The sequence below is a fragment of the Halobacteriovorax sp. genome, from assembly GCF_048381875.1.
In the GTDB taxonomy this organism is placed as follows: Bacteria; Bdellovibrionota; Bacteriovoracia; order Bacteriovoracales; family Bacteriovoracaceae; genus Halobacteriovorax_A; species Halobacteriovorax_A vibrionivorans.
The window spans coordinates 671,102-688,986 of sequence record NZ_JBLXBP010000001.1 but is presented as its reverse complement, the minus strand read 5'-3'; the positions used below and the strand labels follow the sequence as shown (position 1 = coordinate 688,986).

General features: G+C 36.9%; 16 protein-coding genes and 1 tRNA gene. 9 read left to right on the top strand and 8 right to left on the bottom strand.

Annotated elements, in window-relative coordinates; translation table 11 throughout:
• The first annotated feature begins 38 nt into the window (after window positions 1-38).
• A complete protein-coding gene (locus ACN5L8_RS03240) occupies window positions 39-317 on the top strand; it encodes a hypothetical protein (RefSeq protein ID WP_419172284.1) in 279 nt (92 codons plus the stop codon).
• Here the strand turns inward: ACN5L8_RS03240 and ACN5L8_RS03235 are convergent.
• Both ACN5L8_RS03235 and ACN5L8_RS03230 read right to left on the bottom strand, forming a co-directional pair.
• Window positions 314-1,012 (bottom strand): M15 family metallopeptidase, encoded by a 699-nt coding sequence (locus ACN5L8_RS03235; RefSeq protein ID WP_419172283.1) that lies wholly within the window; start codon window positions 1,010-1,012, stop codon window positions 314-316. The genes ACN5L8_RS03240 and ACN5L8_RS03235 overlap by 4 nt on opposite strands.
• A gap of 16 nt (window positions 1,013-1,028) precedes the next feature.
• A complete protein-coding gene (locus ACN5L8_RS03230; RefSeq protein ID WP_419172282.1) occupies window positions 1,029-2,873 on the bottom strand; it encodes a hypothetical protein in 1,845 nt (614 codons plus the stop codon).
• Between the two features lie 130 nt (window positions 2,874-3,003).
• Between ACN5L8_RS03230 and ACN5L8_RS03225 the strand changes: the two genes are divergently transcribed.
• Together ACN5L8_RS03225 and ACN5L8_RS03220 are read left to right on the top strand one after the other, a co-directional pair.
• Window positions 3,004-3,597: a YiiX/YebB-like N1pC/P60 family cysteine hydrolase gene (locus ACN5L8_RS03225; protein WP_115363349.1), complete on the top strand. Its 594-nt coding sequence runs from the start codon at window positions 3,004-3,006 to the stop codon at window positions 3,595-3,597.
• Window positions 3,598-3,600: 3 nt separating this feature from the next.
• Window positions 3,601-4,233 (top strand): class I SAM-dependent methyltransferase, encoded by a 633-nt coding sequence (locus ACN5L8_RS03220; RefSeq protein WP_419168358.1) that lies wholly within the window; start codon window positions 3,601-3,603, stop codon window positions 4,231-4,233.
• On the opposite strand, the gene ACN5L8_RS03215 is transcribed toward ACN5L8_RS03220, so the two are convergent.
• The 4 genes from ACN5L8_RS03215 to ACN5L8_RS03200 all read right to left on the bottom strand — a co-directional run bounded on the left by ACN5L8_RS03215 (window position 4,234) and on the right by ACN5L8_RS03200 (window position 6,493).
• Window positions 4,234-4,602: a hypothetical protein gene (locus tag ACN5L8_RS03215; RefSeq protein WP_115363345.1), complete on the bottom strand. Its 369-nt coding sequence runs from the start codon at window positions 4,600-4,602 to the stop codon at window positions 4,234-4,236.
• 235 nt (window positions 4,603-4,837) lie between these two features.
• A complete protein-coding gene (gene nqrM, locus ACN5L8_RS03210) occupies window positions 4,838-5,050 on the bottom strand; it encodes a (Na+)-NQR maturation NqrM (RefSeq protein WP_115363343.1) in 213 nt (70 codons plus the stop codon).
• Window positions 5,051-5,072: 22 nt separating this feature from the next.
• Entirely contained in the window at window positions 5,073-6,101 is a 1,029-nt protein-coding gene (locus ACN5L8_RS03205; RefSeq protein ID WP_120405021.1) for an FAD:protein FMN transferase, read from the bottom strand.
• Window positions 6,101-6,493 carry a nucleoside triphosphate pyrophosphohydrolase family protein gene (locus tag ACN5L8_RS03200; protein WP_115363339.1) on the bottom strand — a complete coding sequence of 131 codons (393 nt, stop codon included), beginning with the start codon at window positions 6,491-6,493 and terminating at the stop codon, window positions 6,101-6,103. Before ACN5L8_RS03200 ends, ACN5L8_RS03205 begins: the two co-directional genes overlap by 1 nt.
• A gap of 176 nt (window positions 6,494-6,669) precedes the next feature.
• On the opposite strand from ACN5L8_RS03200, the gene ACN5L8_RS03195 reads away from it, so the two are divergent.
• From ACN5L8_RS03195 to lpdA, 3 genes are all read left to right on the top strand, one after another.
• Window positions 6,670-9,396 (top strand): 2-oxoglutarate dehydrogenase E1 component, encoded by a 2,727-nt coding sequence (locus ACN5L8_RS03195; RefSeq protein WP_120405020.1) that lies wholly within the window; start codon window positions 6,670-6,672, stop codon window positions 9,394-9,396.
• 20 nt (window positions 9,397-9,416) lie between these two features.
• A complete protein-coding gene (gene odhB / locus ACN5L8_RS03190; RefSeq protein ID WP_419172281.1) occupies window positions 9,417-10,649 on the top strand; it encodes a 2-oxoglutarate dehydrogenase complex dihydrolipoyllysine-residue succinyltransferase in 1,233 nt (410 codons plus the stop codon).
• A 76-nt stretch (window positions 10,650-10,725) separates the two neighbouring features.
• A complete protein-coding gene (gene lpdA / locus ACN5L8_RS03185) occupies window positions 10,726-12,129 on the top strand; it encodes a dihydrolipoyl dehydrogenase (protein ID WP_120405018.1) in 1,404 nt (467 codons plus the stop codon).
• 20 nt (window positions 12,130-12,149) lie between these two features.
• On the opposite strand, the gene ACN5L8_RS03180 is transcribed toward lpdA, so the two are convergent.
• The gene (locus ACN5L8_RS03180) at window positions 12,150-13,091 is read right to left on the bottom strand and encodes a hypothetical protein (protein WP_419172280.1); all 942 of its coding nucleotides are present in this window, start codon (window positions 13,089-13,091) and stop codon (window positions 12,150-12,152) included.
• A gap of 151 nt (window positions 13,092-13,242) precedes the next feature.
• Between ACN5L8_RS03180 and ACN5L8_RS03175 the strand changes: the two genes are divergently transcribed.
• Window positions 13,243-14,733 carry a PilZ domain-containing protein gene (locus ACN5L8_RS03175; protein ID WP_419172279.1) on the top strand — a complete coding sequence of 497 codons (1,491 nt, stop codon included), beginning with the start codon at window positions 13,243-13,245 and terminating at the stop codon, window positions 14,731-14,733.
• Between the two features lie 90 nt (window positions 14,734-14,823).
• On the opposite strand, the gene ACN5L8_RS03170 is transcribed toward ACN5L8_RS03175, so the two are convergent.
• A tRNA-Leu gene (locus ACN5L8_RS03170) sits at window positions 14,824-14,910 on the bottom strand.
• 32 nt (window positions 14,911-14,942) lie between these two features.
• On the opposite strand from ACN5L8_RS03170, the gene ACN5L8_RS03165 reads away from it, so the two are divergent.
• Both ACN5L8_RS03165 and ACN5L8_RS03160 read left to right on the top strand, forming a co-directional pair.
• A complete protein-coding gene (locus ACN5L8_RS03165) occupies window positions 14,943-16,286 on the top strand; it encodes a hypothetical protein (protein ID WP_120405015.1) in 1,344 nt (447 codons plus the stop codon).
• A gap of 7 nt (window positions 16,287-16,293) precedes the next feature.
• Window positions 16,294-17,823, top strand: a complete 1,530-nt coding sequence (locus tag ACN5L8_RS03160; protein ID WP_419172278.1) for a hypothetical protein — start codon at window positions 16,294-16,296, stop codon at window positions 17,821-17,823.
• Window positions 17,824-17,885: the final 62 nt, after the last annotated feature.

The window sequence follows — 17,885 nt, the reverse complement described above, 5'->3', positions numbered from 1 at the left end:
ATTGTGATAAATAGTTTAAAACTATTTAGGGAGCCAGTATGAAGATTTTAGCAGTATTATCAGTTCTATTTATTGCACTTAGTGCACAAGCTTTTTCAGTTCAAGGTGAGCTTAAAGAAGTTAAGGTTGGAATGCTTGGAACAGCGATTCCTATTAAAGTTATCAAGACTCAGGATGAAACTCTTGTTGTAGACTTTAAACAAGGAAATTACCTTGAAGAATGTTCTAACGGAGAATATGAATTAACTCAGGTTACTTCAAATGATGTTGAAGGTTATAATAGCTTCTACGTTGAAGAATTAAATTGCCTTGATTAGGCCAAAAGTTTTTTAAAGAAATGATCATATATATGCTGTGAGTTTGCTTTCACTTCATCTAAGAAAGTAAGCTCACGCATCTTTTCATGCTCTAATAATTCACAGAAAATTTCGTATGTATATTGCTTGTGATATTTCGCGGAAATCTTAGCGTAACTAATATGCCATGCTTCAGGAGCAACTCCTCCTAGATCCTCAAGATATGGCCTATAGTAAGAATAGCTTTTTTGCTCTTCAATTTGCTTATTTAGCCATTGGCCAAATTCATAAAAAGGGCCATCTTTTTCAAATTCAGAAGGTATGAGTTGGATATGATAACCTTGTGGCCAGCTATTTCCATCAACGACATCTAGCTCTGTTCCCCAATGATGACGTGAAGTTCCTGGTAGGGCAGACCAGTTAATAATACTTTTTACAATTTCACGGGAAGATAATTTCTCAACGTCTAGCTCAACACCTTCACGATTATAGATCGGTCTTTTACCTTCACACTTTTCGTTCCAGATCCTTAATTGATCTTCAAAAGAGCGAAATGAGCTTGTTACATAAAAATCAATTCCATTTTCATGGGCGTATTTCTTAAATTCTTGAAAGTCATTATATGAGTCTTTGTGAAAGTAGCGGTTAATTGATTCATCAAAGATAAGATGATCTTTGGTCATACCAAATAGAACTTCCTTGTTAACATTACTCATAGTTTTCCTAATCTATCTATTCTTCAAATAATTTCTTTAGTCCTGACTGAACATAGCGATGTGAGATAACTTTAAAAATTGAGACGGACTTGTCTTTAATAATATCGTTATCACCGTAATCATAGCGCTTCTTTGAATCGCCATCACCAGCTCCTTGTCCATAACTTAAAACTTCAGAGCTTGAGTCATTACTAAACTTCCACTTACTACCAGTGCTTTTCTTATTTGATCGACGCGTATTTTGTTTTCTTACAACAAGAGACTTCTTTGCTGGAGAGTTTTTCTCTACACTAGTTAGCGCATTTTGAAATGATGAATCTGTTGGCCTAAGACGAGCAAATTGTTCACCTGCTCCGGCACCATTAAAGATAGCAACATTATTATTTCCACTTTTTGCAAGATCTCTAGCTATTTTATCTGCGACTTTATCAAGACTAACACCTGTTGATTTAGCAAAAGGTCCTTCGATTTTCTTCTTTAATGCCTGTATCGTCTTTCCGGCCATAGCAGCTGTTTTATCTGAAGTGCTAGCATTGTAAGTTCCACCGTTTCCTTGAAGAGCTTCATTTGCAACTCTTACACCTTCTGAAGCATCAAGTCCTCCAAGTGCTCCACTTAGGGAACCAGGTGAAACAGAAACTGTCATACAAGCGTTTTCACCCTTATTATTTTTTAACTTACGACACTGACATTCGCGGTCAAATTTCCCGTCTTTAAAAATACAGCCTTCTGGATTGCTACTTTTTGCAGCTCGACTTGAATCACTTGTTGCCACAAACTTACCAAAGTAACGATTCCAGTATGCTTGACATGTATTAGACTTTTCTCGATTTGGATTTCTATTTCCATCAGAAGTATAGCAGTAGCAAGGAGGATTACTTAAATCATCTCTTCCATCTGGACAGAATGAAGCAATGGACTTCGTGTACTTCTCTTTTAAGATCTTTACTTGTTCAACATTTGATTCTGCATCTTGTTTATTCTTCTTTGCCTGTGAAGAGACGAGTAGGGCAGATGGAACTGTAATAACAGAAGTCAAAAGGATACCACATGGATTATTAAAGAGGTTTTTCCAGTTTTTTGAAGGCTCAGATAATGCATCTTTCAATGGGCCACAGCTGGCACCAAAGTCTCCCCACATTTCCATAACCGCAACACCGGCTGCAGCTGTATAACCAAGGGCAAGAGTTTTAAATTGTTTTTCTTGCTTACCTGAAACTTCTGCAACATATTCTTGCTCTTTTTCTAGCATATCATAGGCTGATATCTGAGCGTTCTTCATTGTTTCAGCATTACTTGAGATCTCTTCGTATTCGTCTTTCATCTCATTGGTTTTCTTCTTAACGTCTTCTTTATTCATTTTTGTTTGATAGACACTATAAAGAGATACACCTGTTTGAATTAAGCAGGACTTACAAGTATCACTATCAGAACTTTCTCCTTCTGCTTTCGTTTCATCGCCACCCCACCATTCTTTTTGTTCACCAAAAGAGTACGCTGCAGCGATTCCATTCATAATTCCCCAAGCTTCCGAGAATCCTGTGAGAAGATTACCGTCACCTGTATCCTCTGCATCACCACCTGTAACACGTTTAGTACCATCGGAGTTCATTTCTTCAACGGCCTTGGCCTGGCGCTCATCTGCTGCATTCTTCATACACTCTTGTCTTTGGGCCTTGCCTTCGATCTTTTCACATTTCGTGAACTCATCTCGATTCTTGATTGAGCCTTCTGTGTACATACAGCGATTTAATGTTCGATTGAATGTTTGTCCAGTAGGGCACGACTTTGAGGAAGCAAAGATATCAAAGTGCCCAAGTGCGAAACTTAAAAATATGAACGTTAGAATTATGCCTTTCATTTTTACTTGTCCCTTTTTTTTAGGGTATAAATCTAGTTACTTAAGTAGTATAACAGCAAAGCTTGGTCTTATGATAGTAGGGAAATGAGGAGTACCTACTTTAAGTATCTGAAAAGATAGAGGTTTTGATATGAAGACAGCTGGATTAATACTGATAATGTCGATTTTTGCTAGCCTTAAAACATTGGCACTACCAATGGATGAGCTAAAAACAGGAGATATCCTACTTTTAGATATGGACTGCTTCAGCTGTGAGTTAATTGAAAAACAAACCAATGGGCCATTTTCTCATTCTGGTATTATTTTAAAATATGGAACGAAAGTATATGTGGCCCAGTCTCTTGGGATTGTTCATCATCTGCCGCTTGCAAAATTTCTTCGCTATACAAATAAGCCAGTTCAAGTTGTAAGACCTAAGTTTATAAATTTCACAAAGAGAAGAGCTCTTCTAGAAAGTTATCAAAATGATTTCTTAAATATGCCATTTGACCATGAATACACTTGGGATGATGATAAGCTTTATTGCTCTGAATTTATCTATAAGCTTTTAAAGAGTGTTTATGCAATTGAGAACTTTGCGCCAAAGCCGATGCGCTATGATGTAAATGAAGATGGTTGGCGCCGCTACTTTGGTGGAAATGAGCCTCCACATGGTCAACCTGGACTATCACCAAATGATTTTTATCGCTCAAGTGACTTTGTAGAGATGGGGCCGCTATACTAAGGTGTGGATAAGTTTAATAAGGCCCATTTAGATAGTGACCATTTTCAATTAGCTCCTAGCTTGCAAGAGCTTGTGGCAAAGGCCCTTGATTTAAGTTCAATTGATATTCATCGAGCTTTAGAAGTAGGCTGTGGTCAAGGTCTACAGCTGTCTTCTTTTGAATTCTTTGAAACTTTGGGCATCGACCGATCGCAAGAGGCGATTAAGAAGGCATCTCTAAACTTTCCACAAGGCTCCTTTAAATGTTTATCAAGTCTTTCACTTAATGAATTAGAAGGTGAGTTTGATCTCATTTTAGATTCTCATCATATTCATTATCTTTCATCTAAGGATGATATTTCTCATTACTTAGAAAACGTATTTCAAAAGTTAAGTGTAGGCGGGCTCTTTTGTATGGAGGCCATGGTTTCACATAAGAAGATGTTACTTGAGAATATGGAAGTGACTGTATTAGATTTTATGGAATATGAAAGACTATTTATCAATAAAGGATTTAGAATTCTTTATTTAATGATGCCTACAGGACGTAAAATAATTGCAGATAAAAAAAGAAAGGCCGCTCTTTCGAGCGACCCGGATGTCTTACTGGTCATTGCTACTAAGGAAGACGTAGCAAATTGTATTGAAAATAATTGATTACTCCTCGTCATGTGGTGTTCTTGCGATTTCTAACTTCTTTCCTCTCTTTGGTGCATCTCCACCAAATCTTTCAACATATAGAAATTTGATATCTTGTGCTGTTAAAGTATCACCGTTCTTAAGTCTGATCTCACGACCATCTTTAAGATCTGCTAAGTTTCCAAAAGTCTTGCGGATATTTGAGATTGAGCTGATATCGAGAAATTCTCCTCTGTAAGTCTCAACTGCCATTCCACGATCAAGTTTTTGTACTTGCTCAGGCGTGATTCTCTTCATTGTTCTTGCGTGAACTCTTTCTTGGATTGTTATTGATAACATAACTAATCCTAAAGTGATGTAAAGTGCTCTCCTCATTGTACTTTTCATATTGGCCTCTTTTCCCTAATGGTTCGCTCTTCCTGAAGCCGTCAGCTTTAAACTTCCTGTTTAATAGCTTTGTTGCCAATATAAAAGCATGAACTGTGCCAAGTTTGAACACGTACATTCAACTACTTACGCTGGTGCAAAAGTGCTTAAAGGGTTCCTTTTGGCCCTATAGGATAGTAAAAAGGCCCCAATTTGGAGCCTTTTTGTTATTTGAAATCTATTTGAGGAATTTTGATTATGCCTTTAGGCAATCTTGCGCTTCTTCAGGGTGTTCTTTGCATTCTTCTTTTTTTTCACAAAACATGCAATCTTCACCAATGATTTTTCCAAGTCCACCACAAGAGCCTTGAAGCTTACGATTTGAAAGGATGACACCTACTGCCATTCCCGTAATCGAGATAGCAAGGACAGCAAAAGTAACGAAAAATAGCTTAATATTTGAATCCATAATGTCTCCGTATCAGAGTGTTTTACTTGGTTATCTTATCAAATTCCTCTGTCGATGTCTCTAAATACTTTCCTGAACCATCGTCAGAACGATAGATGAAGAACGCTTTCAATTTATTTTTTTTAGCATAGGCAATGGCCTTCTCTTTACCCATTGCCATTAAGGCCGTGGCCCATGCATCTGCATCCATACATGTCTCTGAAACAACGCTCACTGATGCAAGTTGTGATGCAACAGGTGCTCCAGATTTGAAGTTGATCGTATGTTGATAGCGTTTGCCACCTTCTTTAAAAAAGTTTCGATAATCACCAGAAGTCGCTAGAGCAACGTCTTTCATTGTTACGACACGAACGACGGGATTGCCGTCTTTATTAGAAGGGGACTCAACTCCAATTTTCCACGGTCTTGTAAGGGATTCTCCCATTGTTCGTACTTCGCCTCCCACTTCTACTAAGGCATTTCGTATTCCTTGAGATTTCAATAGCTCAATTAATGCATCAACCCCGTAACCTTTGGCAGAAGCAGATAAGTCTAAGTAGACTCCATCAACAGACTTCGTAAGAGTATTGCCATCTAGTTTGATTTTCTCATAACCAACTTTCTCTTTTGCAGCTAGTACATCAGACTGTGATGGAATCTTTCTCTTCCCATTTGGACCAAAACCCCAAAGGTTTACAAGAGTTCCTATTGTTGGATCGAAAGTACCATCTGTCTTTTCCGCTACATCAAGTGCATGCTCAAGAGTTCTCTTAAAGTCATTGCCAGGGAAGAATTTCTCATCTTTACCCATTTTGTTAAATAATGAGATCTCTGAGTCGCTTATATATGTACTCATGGCCTTGTTGACTTCATCGAGACGAATTTCAACATCTTTTTTTAGCTTTAATTCATTGTATCCCTGTGGTGCAATAAATTTTATGTTGTATATTGTCCCCATAGTTGGGCCAGAAAGGCGATAGAATTGTAGTTTATCGCTCTGACAAGATGAGAAAGTAGTTAAGGCGATTAAAAAGATCGCCAAATTAAATATAAAGATTCTGTTAAGTTTCATTAGTTAAAAGCCTGACCCTCAAGAATTTTTCTTTCGCTTTCAAGATCGCGCTTGTCGGCCTTTTCTTCACTGAACTTTTCACCATAACGCGCCTTAAGTTTTGTGATATTGCGCTCCATTACGTCTTCAAACTTAATTCCTAGCTCATCACCAACAATTGCCATATACCAGAAAAGATCTCCTAGCTCTTCCGCAAGATTAACGCGGTCAAGTTCCTTACCGTAGAATATATGCTTCTTTAGAGCATCAAGGAATTCACCTGCTTCTGTTGAAATACCAATTCCAGCGTGAAGAAGTCTTTTAACTCCATCGTCTAAAAGACGTGTGTTCATCGCATCAAAGTCTCTTGATTCCGTTCTGATTGCATCACTCATATATTTTCTTGAGTCCATAAATTCTCCTGTTATTTTTTGTGTGGTGAAGCCGACTTTATCACTTTAATTTTTATCTAGTCAAAGCTTGCCTGTGCAAAAAGAAAACTTCACGAACTGTTAAGATATAATGTATATTAAGACGCCTAAATTATTAATTTGTAGTAACTGCAAAGCAGTAAAATGGATTTTATCAAATGGAAAAATTCGACTTTTCAACCCTCTCTAGTTCAGACATTTCTTACATCGACTCTCTCTATGAACAATACGAAGCAAACCCTCAAGAAGTTGAGGAGAGCTGGCGTAACTTTTTCCTAGGTTTTGAGTTTGGTGCAGGTAAGGGATCAGCTAGTGGCGGAGATGTCAGCGATGAAAAACTTCGCAAGGAATTCAACGTATTTAGACTTATTCAATCATTTCGTTCACGTGGACACTTACTATCGGATACAAACCCGATTCGTCCAAGAATTGATCGTCATGCCCATATTTCTTTAAAAGATTACGATTTAACTGACTCTGATTTAAAAGAAGTATTTACTTGTGGTGAGTTTGTTGGCCTAGGAGCAACGACTCTTCAAAATATTATGGACCACATGATGAAGCTTTACTGCGGAAAGATCGGTGTTGAGTATATGCACTCAGATGACACTGAAATGAGACGTTGGTTTAGAGAAGAATTTGAAAGCACATATTTAAAGAAAGAATTTACAGTTGATAAGAAGAAACGAATTCTTCACAAACTGAACGAAGCTAATGTTTTTGAAAACTTTCTTCAAACAAAATACACAGGTCAAAAGAGATTCTCACTAGAAGGTGGAGAGTCGACAATTCCTGGACTTGATGCCGTTATCAATGAAGGTGCAAGACTAGGAGCTAAAGAATATATTATTGGAATGGCCCACCGTGGACGTCTAAACGTTCTTGCCAACACTCTTGGTAAAACATATGAGTATATCTTCTCTGAATTTGAAGGAAACTCTGTTGAACAAGCTGAAGGTGAAGGTGATGGTGACGTTAAATACCACATGGGATTTACTTCTGTAACAAAAACAGAAGACGATAAAGAAGTTTATTTAAAACTTCTACCAAATCCATCTCACCTTGAAACAGTATCTCCTGTGGCAACTGGTTATGCTCGTGCACAAATTGATATTGCTTATGAAGGTGATGAAAGTAAGATTATCCCAATTGTCATTCACGGTGATGCGGCCGTTGCTGGTCAAGGGATTGTTTACGAAACATTACAAATGTCGGAACTTCCTGGTTACCGTACAGGTGGCTCGATCCACTTTGTTATTAATAATCAAATCGGTTTTACTACTGACTTTACAGATGCACGTTCATCTCATTACTCAACATCTGTAGCAAAGATGTTAAATATTCCAGTTATTCACGTTAATGGTGACTGCCCTGAAGACGTTGTTTACGCTTGTGAGCTTGCTGTTAAATTCAGACAGAAGTTTAAGCGTGATGTTTTCGTTGATATGGTTTGTTACCGTAAGCACGGTCATAACGAAGGTGATGAGCCGAAATATACTCAACCTGAACTTTACGGGATGATTTCAAAGCATAAGAATCCTCGAGAAATGTATATTGAAGAATTAGCAGCAAGTGGATCAGTTGATCGTGCAGTTGCAAAAGAGATGCAAAAAGAATTTAAAGACCTTCTTTCTGATCGTTTTAATAATGTTAAACAAAACGAAATTCCAAAGAAAGTACCAGGTCCACATAGAGAGTGGGGAGATCTTCGTTTTTCTAAATTAGAAGACTTTTTAAGCTCACCTGAAACTGCTGTTGAAAAGAGCGTTCTAGATAATATTATTTCATCAATAACTTCAACTCCTGAAGGCTTTAAGACTTTAAGAAAAGCTCAAAAGCTTCTTGATCAAAGAAAGGCAAGTTATGAGAATGATGAAATTGATTGGGCACTAGCAGAGCTATTTGCTTACGGTTCAATTCTGACAGAAGGAAATGACGTACGCTTTTCTGGTGAAGACGTCATTCGTGGGACATTCTCTCACCGTCACGCAAAAGTTTTTGATGAGAAAACAAATGAAGCATACTGTGGTCTAGAACACCTTACAACAGGTCAAGGCCACTTCTATATTTATAACTCACTTCTTTCTGAGTATGCGGTTCTTGCTTTTGAATATGGTTATTCGCAAGCAACACCACATGCTCTAAATATTTGGGAAGCACAATTTGGTGATTTTACTAATGGTGCTCAAATTGTTATCGATCAATTCATCTCATCTGCAGAAAGTAAGTGGAGAAGAATGAGTAACTTAGTTATGCTTCTACCACACGGTTATGAAGGAGCAGGACCTGAGCACTCTTCTTGTCGACCAGAGAGATTCTTACAACAATGTGCTGAAGAAAATATGGTTATTTGTAATATTACAACTCCAGCAAATATGTTCCATGCTCTAAGACGTCAGCTTAAGTGGGAATTTAGAAAACCACTGGTTGTTTTCACTCCAAAATCTCTTTTAAGACACCCTCTTTGTCAGTCTAAAGTAGAAGACTTCACAAGTGGGAAGTTTGAAGAAGTTTTTGATGATTCTTGGGTTAAAGCTAAAGATGTTAAGAAGGTTCTTCTTTGCTCAGGTAAAGTTTATTACGATCTACTTAAGCATCAGCAAGAAAATGACCGTAAAGATGTGGCCATTGTTCGTCTGGAGCAATTATACCCGCTACCAACAACTAAAATTAAGGAAATCCTTGATAAGTATCCTGATGCAACTCACCGTTGGGTCCAAGAAGAACCATCGAATATGGGAGCTTGGATGCACTTAAATCGTTGGCGTGATACTTTTAGAGATATTGATTGTGTATCAAGAAAAGCTTCGGCTTCTCCAGCAACAGGATATGCTTCGGTACACGTTAAAGAACAAGAGACTATAGTAGAAAAAGCTTTTAGCTAAAAAATAAATAAGGATAAAAAATGGCAATCGTAAAAATTACTATTCCACCAATTGGAGAATCAATCACAGAAGTAGCTCTTGGAGAGTGGCTTGTTGCTGATGGAGACTTTGTAAACGAAGGTGACGAACTTGTTGAAGTAGAATCAGACAAGGCGACACTTCCTCTTCCTGCTGAAGAAAGTGGTGTAATCAAGATTATCGCTGAAGAAGGTGCAGAGCTTGAAATTGGTGCCGTAGTTGCTGAGCTTGATACTTCAGCTTCTGCTCCAGAACAAGGTTCAAGTGATGATGCTCCAACTTCAACTGAAGCTCCTACAACTCCAGCCGCAAATGCACCTGAAGGTGGAGATAAGAATTATCCATCTCCAGCCGCTTCAAAGATTCTTGCAGAAAAAGGAATTGATGCTACAAGTGTAAATGGAACAGGGAAAGATGGCCGCATAACAAAGAATGATGCAGTAAATGCAAAAGCTTCTAAACCAGCTTCGGCTCCAGCTGCAAAAGCTGCTCCAGCTCCTGAAATTGAAACACAAACACCTATGGGTGGAGCAAGTAGAGGAAAAGAAGAAGTAAAAATGAAGCGTATCCGTAAGACAATCGCTAAGCGTCTTGTGGAAGCTAAGAATACAACGGCAATGCTAACAACTTTTAATGAAGTTGATATGTATAACGTGATGGAGCTTCGTAAGAAGTATAAAGATGCTTTCAAAGATAAGCACGATATCGGACTTGGGTTCATGTCTTTTTTCACAAAAGCATGTACAAAAGCTCTTATGGAAATCAAGGGTGTTAATGCACAGATTGATGGTGAAAATATCATCTATCACGACTATGCAGATGTTGGTATCGCGGTATCAACTCCAAAAGGTCTAGTTGTTCCAGTTATTAGAAATGCTGAAAGCTTAAGTCTTGCTCAAATTGAAAAAGAAGTAAGAAGACTTGCTCTTAAAGGTCGTGATGGAAAGCTTACAGTAGACGAAATGACTGGTGGAACATTTACCATTACAAATGGTGGTGTTTTCGGTTCAATGCTTTCAACGCCAATTATTAACGTTCCTCAATCTGCGATTCTAGGAATGCACAATATTGTTGAAAGACCTGTAGCTGTTAACGGACAGGTTGTTATTCACCCTGTAATGTATCTTGCACTATCTTATGACCACAGAATTATTGATGGTAAGGAATCAGTAACATTCCTTAAGATGGTAAAAGAAATGTTAGAAGATCCTGCTAGAATGCTTCTAGATATCTAAAATGTAGGGTGCCATGCACCTTTTGTTTCGCACATGCGAAACAAAAGGTGCATGGCACCCGTAGAAAGGAATAAATATGAGTAAAGAATTTGATGTTGTTATAATTGGTTCAGGTCCTGGTGGATATATCAGTGCTGTTCGTTGTGCACAACTAGGAATGAAAGTAGCGATCGTTGAAAAGTACGATACTCTTGGTGGAACATGCCTAAATGTTGGTTGTATCCCATCAAAAGCATGGCTTGATTCAAGTGAGAAGTATCATGAAGCAGTTCATGAGTTTGAGGCGCACGGAATCACAACTGGTAAAGTTAAGGCCGATCTAAAAAAGATGGCAGAACGTGTCGCTGGTGTTGTCGCAGATACTTCAGGTGGTATCACATACCTTATGGGGAAGAATAAAGTTGAAACTTTCCATGGGTTTGGATCATTTGTTGATGCTCACACTCTTAAAGTTGAAGGTGAAAAAGAGGAAACTCTTAAGGCAAAAAACTTTATTATTGCAACAGGTTCAAAGCCTGCAACAATTCCTGGAATCGAGATTGATAAAGAAAGAATCATCACATCAACAGAAGCTCTTAAGCTTGAGACTCTTCCAAAGCACTTCATCGTAATTGGTGGGGGAGTTATTGGACTAGAGCTTGGTTCAGTTTTCCTAAGACTTGGATCAAAAGTTTCTGTTGTTGAGTATGCTGATTCAATTCTTGCAACAATGGATAAGGACTGTTCGAAAGAGATGAGAAAAGTTCTTAAGAAGCAAGGAATGGAATTCTATACTGGTCATGGTGTAACTGAAGTTGTTAGAAAAGGCGCAAAAGTTCACGTTAAGGCCAAGAATAAGAAGAATGAAGAAGAGATTAAGCTAGAAGGTGACTACTGCCTAATGGCCGTTGGACGTCGTCCATATACTGACAAGCTTGGTCTTGAGAACGCTGGTGTAAACCTTGATGAGCGTGGACGTGTTATTACAGATGATCATCTAAGAACTAACGTTTCTCATATCTATGCAATTGGTGACGTGACAACAGGGCCAATGCTTGCGCATAAAGCGGAAGAAGAAGGTGTTGTTTGTGCTGAAATCATCGCTGGTCAAAAGCCACATATCAATTACAACCTTATTCCTGGTGTCGTCTACACTTGGCCAGAGGTTGCTTCAGTTGGTGTAACAGAGCAAGAGCTTAAATCTAATAAGACTCCTTATAAATCAGGGAAGTTTCCATTTAAAGCAAGTGGACGTGCTCGTGCCTCAAATGAGTCTGATGGTTTCGTAAAGGTTCTAGCTGATAAAGAAACAGATGAGATCCTAGGAGTTCATATCGTAGGTCCACGTGCTGCAGACTTAATTGCAGAAGCTGCAACAGCAATGGAATTTAGAGCTGCTGCTGAGGATATTGGACGCATTTGTCATGCTCACCCAACTTATTCTGAAGCATTCAAAGAAGCTGCTCTTGATGCTTTTGATAAAAAACCTTTGAACATCTAAGCAAATATTTAAAGGGCACCTTAGGGTGCCTTTTTTATTTCACCCGAAGATACTTCAAAACTCCCATCCACAAAAATCTTACGAATATAGCATCCATCAATTTGCTTACCTTCACGTCGCATGGAAATGATTTGTTGAACGTTAGTATCAAGCTCGCTGCTTTTTATTGTTTCTAAGTTGTCACTAAAGTAGATTGTGCGAGGAGGGTTTTGAAGTTCAATGGTAATCTTCTCTTCCTCATCAAAATAAGCTCTTAGGCCTTCTTTATCTGCAAACCAAGGCTTTCTATCATTTATTATCATAAGGTCGTCAGCGCTTGAGCTGATGCGGTTTAAAGATACGATAGCTTCACTGTCTCTTCGCTTGCTAAAGAAGTAACTCATTGGATTATGTCTTGGCATAATAAGTTTCGTAAATACTTCTTTATGCTTATATGCGTGGCCTAATCGGTTAATTAGTTGTCCGTGTGCCTCTATGGCGATAATAGGTGAGTCAATAATTTCTAAGATTTCCTCAAGTGCATCACATACAGGAAAGTAGAGAAAGATATAGTCTGGGCGATATTTTTCGACATGAGTCTTTCTAAAGTAGTCGTTAAAAAAGATATGTTTTGATGAATCCAGAATATTGATGGCGTAGTCAATTCTCTCTTTTACTGGCTCGATACTTACTATCGTTATTTTAGGAAAAAAGGCCTGGGCCACAAATGCCATTTTGCAATAGGATGCTCCAATATCACAAATGGTAACTTCCTCTCCATTACTTCTGGATTGTACTTCTTTTAAAATCTCATAAAAATCCAATAGAGATGTATTGATCGCTTCTTCTTTTAGGCCTTGAAGGTAGAGGTTATCTTGATCTTGTGAATGGCCATTATTTAGTTGAGACTCGATTTCAGAGACCTTATTTAGGTCAAAACCAACTATTTTTGCCAATTTTATTTCGTTTTCTATATTGTTCATAAATTTTTAAAATAAGTATTTTCAGTCACTTAGTAACCAATTCTAGGAAAACTTGATAACTATACTAAACAAATTGAATATAAGCCTTTGTTATTATTAAACTTTAATTAATATCTTACCGATATACTAAGAGTAGTAAAAGAGGATGACTTTGAAAAAGATTATTATTGCAGACACATTAACAGATTTTAGGGAAGTTGATCTCAACGATCTCTATGTTGAGGCGTTGTCTGGAGTCGTTTTTTCAAACCAATATGCTTTTGATTCTGGAAAGAGGATATGGAGTCATTTAAGTGAGCACCAGATTCCTGATGTGGTAAGAAAGGCCCTGCAAAAATCTCCTACAGATTTTGATTGTCCTGAAACTTCGCCAGAAGGTATGGCCATCATCCAAAAAGTTGAAGCACCAAGTACAGACCAAAATGAGTTAGTAGCTATTATTTCTAGGCTAATTAAAGAAGAGGTTGGTCAATTACGTGATGAAATGTCTGTAAAGGTGGAAGCAGTTGAAACACGTATTGGTGATGCGATTAAGAAAATTCCAAAACCAGCAGCTCGTGAAATAGAAGCTAGTGGAGTCGATGCCGGTGAGTACAAGAAAAAGTTTGAAGCATTAAAAGTTAAATATAAGAATCTTTCTGTAGAGAATAAATTGGCCAAGAAGAACCTTTCTAAGGTTATTGCTAAGGCCAAGGCCTTAAATGCTAAACTTGAAGTTGCAGAAAGAGAGCTTGAACACTTCAGAGAATATTCATTAAAAGCTTCTCAAACTCCTACAAATAATGTGGAAGAAGAAGTTTTAGAAGTTACGAATGAAACACAAGAAGTTAATCATCCTGAAGAAGATTTAAGGCCAAAGATTAATATGATCTCTCAAGATGTCCTGATCAGTGACGGCCCTGTTATTGACGAGACTGATGCCAGCGAAGAAGTAACTGGTGAATTTGATATTTCAAGTGGAGGACTAGAGATGGCCTCTTCTAGTCGAGCGCAATCAGATGATGACGAGCTTGAAAGTCTTAATCTAGACGGCCTTAAAAGTGGTAAGTCTTATGAAATCTCAAATAAGAAGACTTGGTTATATGATACAGGTGCTGGAGTTGTCGGTCCTCTTCGCTTTGATGAGATGCTAGAAGATCTTATCAAAGGAAATATTAAAGGCGACACTCTTGTGAAAAAGAAAGTTGGAGCTTCTTGGGTTCCTTCAAGAGACTGCCTAGAGCTAAATACAAAAGCAGAAAAGATCTTCGATGATGCGCAAAATCCAGAAAATAATAAATACTTAATAGAAAGAACTGAATATCGCGTTGGCCTACAAGAAATTGTTTCGTTCTCTATTCGCGGAGTTCAAAAAGAATTTAAAGGTTATTTAACAAACCTTTCTTTAAGTGGTGGCTTTATTGAGGTGACACAATTTGAAGATGTTTTTACGCAAGATTCAATGGGAACAATCTTTATCTCTGAAGGCCGCTTCGAAAGAGCAATAGCAGTTGATTTTACAATTATGCGTACAAGTGCTCAAAAGAGACCTAAAGGCCTAGGAATACGTTTTGAAGCAGTTTCAGATACAGTCTTAGAAGTTATTGGTGAGTGTATGTTAGAGATTCTCAATAACGACGATCAAAATAAATCTGCTGCATAAATTTCGCATTGAATAAATCCTGAAATTAATGTTTCTAATAATGAGCTTGATTAAGTTGAATGTTAAGTTGATAATATTAGAATAAAGAAATGGTGGTTCGGGCGGGACTTGAACCCGCACGGGGTTGCCCCCACTGGATTTTAAATCCAGATTGTCTACCAATTCCAACACCGAACCGTTAATTGCGTTTTAAGATTTTGGACTATAATGTGTATATTTGTCAATTCAAAAAAACTACTAAATTCATTTTTCTTTTACTTGTCTTTACTATAATTGGTTGTGCAACAAAAAAAATTGTACTTCCAACGAAAGAAGTTAACCCAAGTTGGTTTGATGCAGGTGAGAAATTTTCATACAAAAACTATGAAGGTAGAACAATTGGTCATCTATTCTTCGACTTTGCACCACAGATTGATGTAAAAAAACGCCTTGTTGATGTTTTTATTACAACGCCCCGTGATAGTGCCTTCCAATATGACATTGATCTTGTGAGTGGCCGTCTCTACAAAGAAAGAAATTATTGTAAAACTGAAGATATCTGGAAAAATTATTCCTCATCTATTAATAGGCCAAACTTTTCTTGGGCCTATATTCCAAGGCTACTTGGAAGCAATGGAAGACCTCAACGAGTTGCAGTATTTGGCGATTTAAAATATCTCGTTGATGGCAAGTTTCCTAATGAAGAAACAATTCAGGTTCAAGTTATAGGTGGTGTTATCCTTAAGAGTTGCTTGAGTGGTTTATGTGACTTGAGAAACCAGTGGGACTCAGAGGTTATTTTGATAGCAAAGAGTATGCTTGATGAAGATCTTACTAAAGCATATGGACTTAATTCGTTAAAGAAATATGTTGATTGGGATTATTTTAAAGCATTCCTTGAAAATTCAATGGGTCACAATGATATCGGTCGTACATCAAAAGGCGCTTATCGCTTAGAGTCTCCAATTCTTCCAACTAGAGCTTTAAAATACGTCATTAACTCAGGACATTTATTTACAAATAAAGAATTAGCAACCCTAAGAAATTCATGCCAAAGTGTTTATGATAAGGCCTTAAGGGTATTTAAATCTAAAGAGGGAATCGCTAAGAGATTTCAAAATTATCATAAGAATTATTGGAATAAATTTTTAATTTGTCGTAAATATGTCCGTCACTTTAATATTAAGAATCAGATGAAAGAACATTGGTTAATTGAATATTTAAGTGCATTTGAATATGCAACTGATTCTGGTTATTATTACAATTGTCGAAGTCGCTCATGGGTTAGAAATATCAGAGACTCTAAAGGGGAGTTTGTTGTGGATTCAGCAAAGGAGATTAGAGGCTGCAATGATAGGGAAGTAATGGGAGCTTTTCCATCTGCTATTAGTTTACTAGCTTCTTTGGCCAATGCAAATGCTCCACACTATCGTTATATTGAATATGATAGTGGTGCAGACACATTCAATCAAAAGATTTATAATTGGGTATGGTTCAACGGTAAGAAATTGAGTTGTGACAATACTAAAGTTAAACAAGTCTTTCCAGTTGATGTGAAGTTTAAATTAAATTAGGTTTTAAATGAAATTTATCAATATATTAGATTCTATTCGTATTTTATCAAAGTCTGAGTTTGCTCTTGAAGCATTTAGACTCAAAGACAATGATCATATTGTCTTTAATAGTTTAACTTGTCTTGATTTAATGAATTCGCAGAAAATTAAAGATGAGTTAGATCTCTTTAACGGAAGATTCTTACTTATTTATCAATTTCAAAACTTATTGGAACACAAAAGATACTTCTATGGAATTAGCCTGAGCTATGGGCAAACAATGTCTTCGTATGGACACTTGTTTAATGCACTAACTTGGCATGAAGCTGAAGTAAATCGAAACTTTGGAATTCATTTCTATCAAAAAGAAGATCGTATTCAAGAAGAAATTATCACTCCTCAAAAAAAGTATCGTTTTGAAAAGGATTCAGGCTCTAGTGAATTATGTAATACTTACTTTAAACAGGCTCCCCTTAGAGGAGAAGGTGTTGAAGTAAGCTTACAAAAGTTTTTAAATCCTGCTTCTAAATCAAAGATGATCTTTGATGTGGACTCTGATAAAGTTGAAAACTCTATTTTTAAATTTCACTTTGATAATCATATAAGCTTTGAAAAAAATATTGAAACAATGACTATTGAAAACGCCATCAACTCAATGTTGGGGACAAGCTTTTCAAATCGTCTAATGGCCTCGTTATTACTTTATGAATTTGATGAATATGTAAATCATAAAAATAAGCGCACAGACTTAAATATTCAAAGAATGTTTACGTTTGAAGTTTTTAGCGCATTAGAAAATATTAAATGCCTTGAAAAGACATTTGCAAAGAGTTCTGTGGCCGAACTTAAATGTATATTTAAATCTCAATATAATAAAATTATGCAACTCTTTGCTCCTGATGGAATTAAAGACCTTGAACAATTAAAGGCCATTTTAGAGATGCAAGATCGTAAATGGCTATATGACATAAGAGACTGCATTCATAATTTTGAAAAAGAATTAGATAAGGCCTATCAAGTTGTTGAAGGAAATGAGCTGTTTTTAAAGTATAAAGACTATTTTAATTCAAATCTTTCGGCACTTGATCATTCACTAAAGTCATATCCTCTACAAAGCTTAGGTTATCATTATAATTTAAAGAAATTTGAGAGTTTTTATGAATATGATGATTTAGACACTCAAGAGTTCTTAAGCCTAAATGGCTCTACTTATGAGTTGTTAATTATTCGTATTAAAGAACTGAGAAATACTTATTCGAATATCATTAAAATTTGTGAAGAATATCCTGTTGTGAAATTAAAATACCAAACACCTTCCTCGGATAGTGAAATAGAGCCTAAATCTGGGCTTTTCTTAGGTGTTACTCAAGTTTCATCTGGAGAGCTAGGTCTCGTACTAAATTTAAATGATGATGGTAAGTTTGATCGCTTGCACTATATTTCTCCATCTGTGACTAATCTTGAGTACTTCAAAAGACGCATCAAGAAATTTGCATTGCCTCAAATGGCATGTGAATGGAATGTTCTTGGCCTAGATGAAGAGGAGATTGTTAAATGATTTTAAAAAAGTCGATTTATAAAAGAAAGTCTCGTATCTTAATATTTTTTAAAAGATTAGCA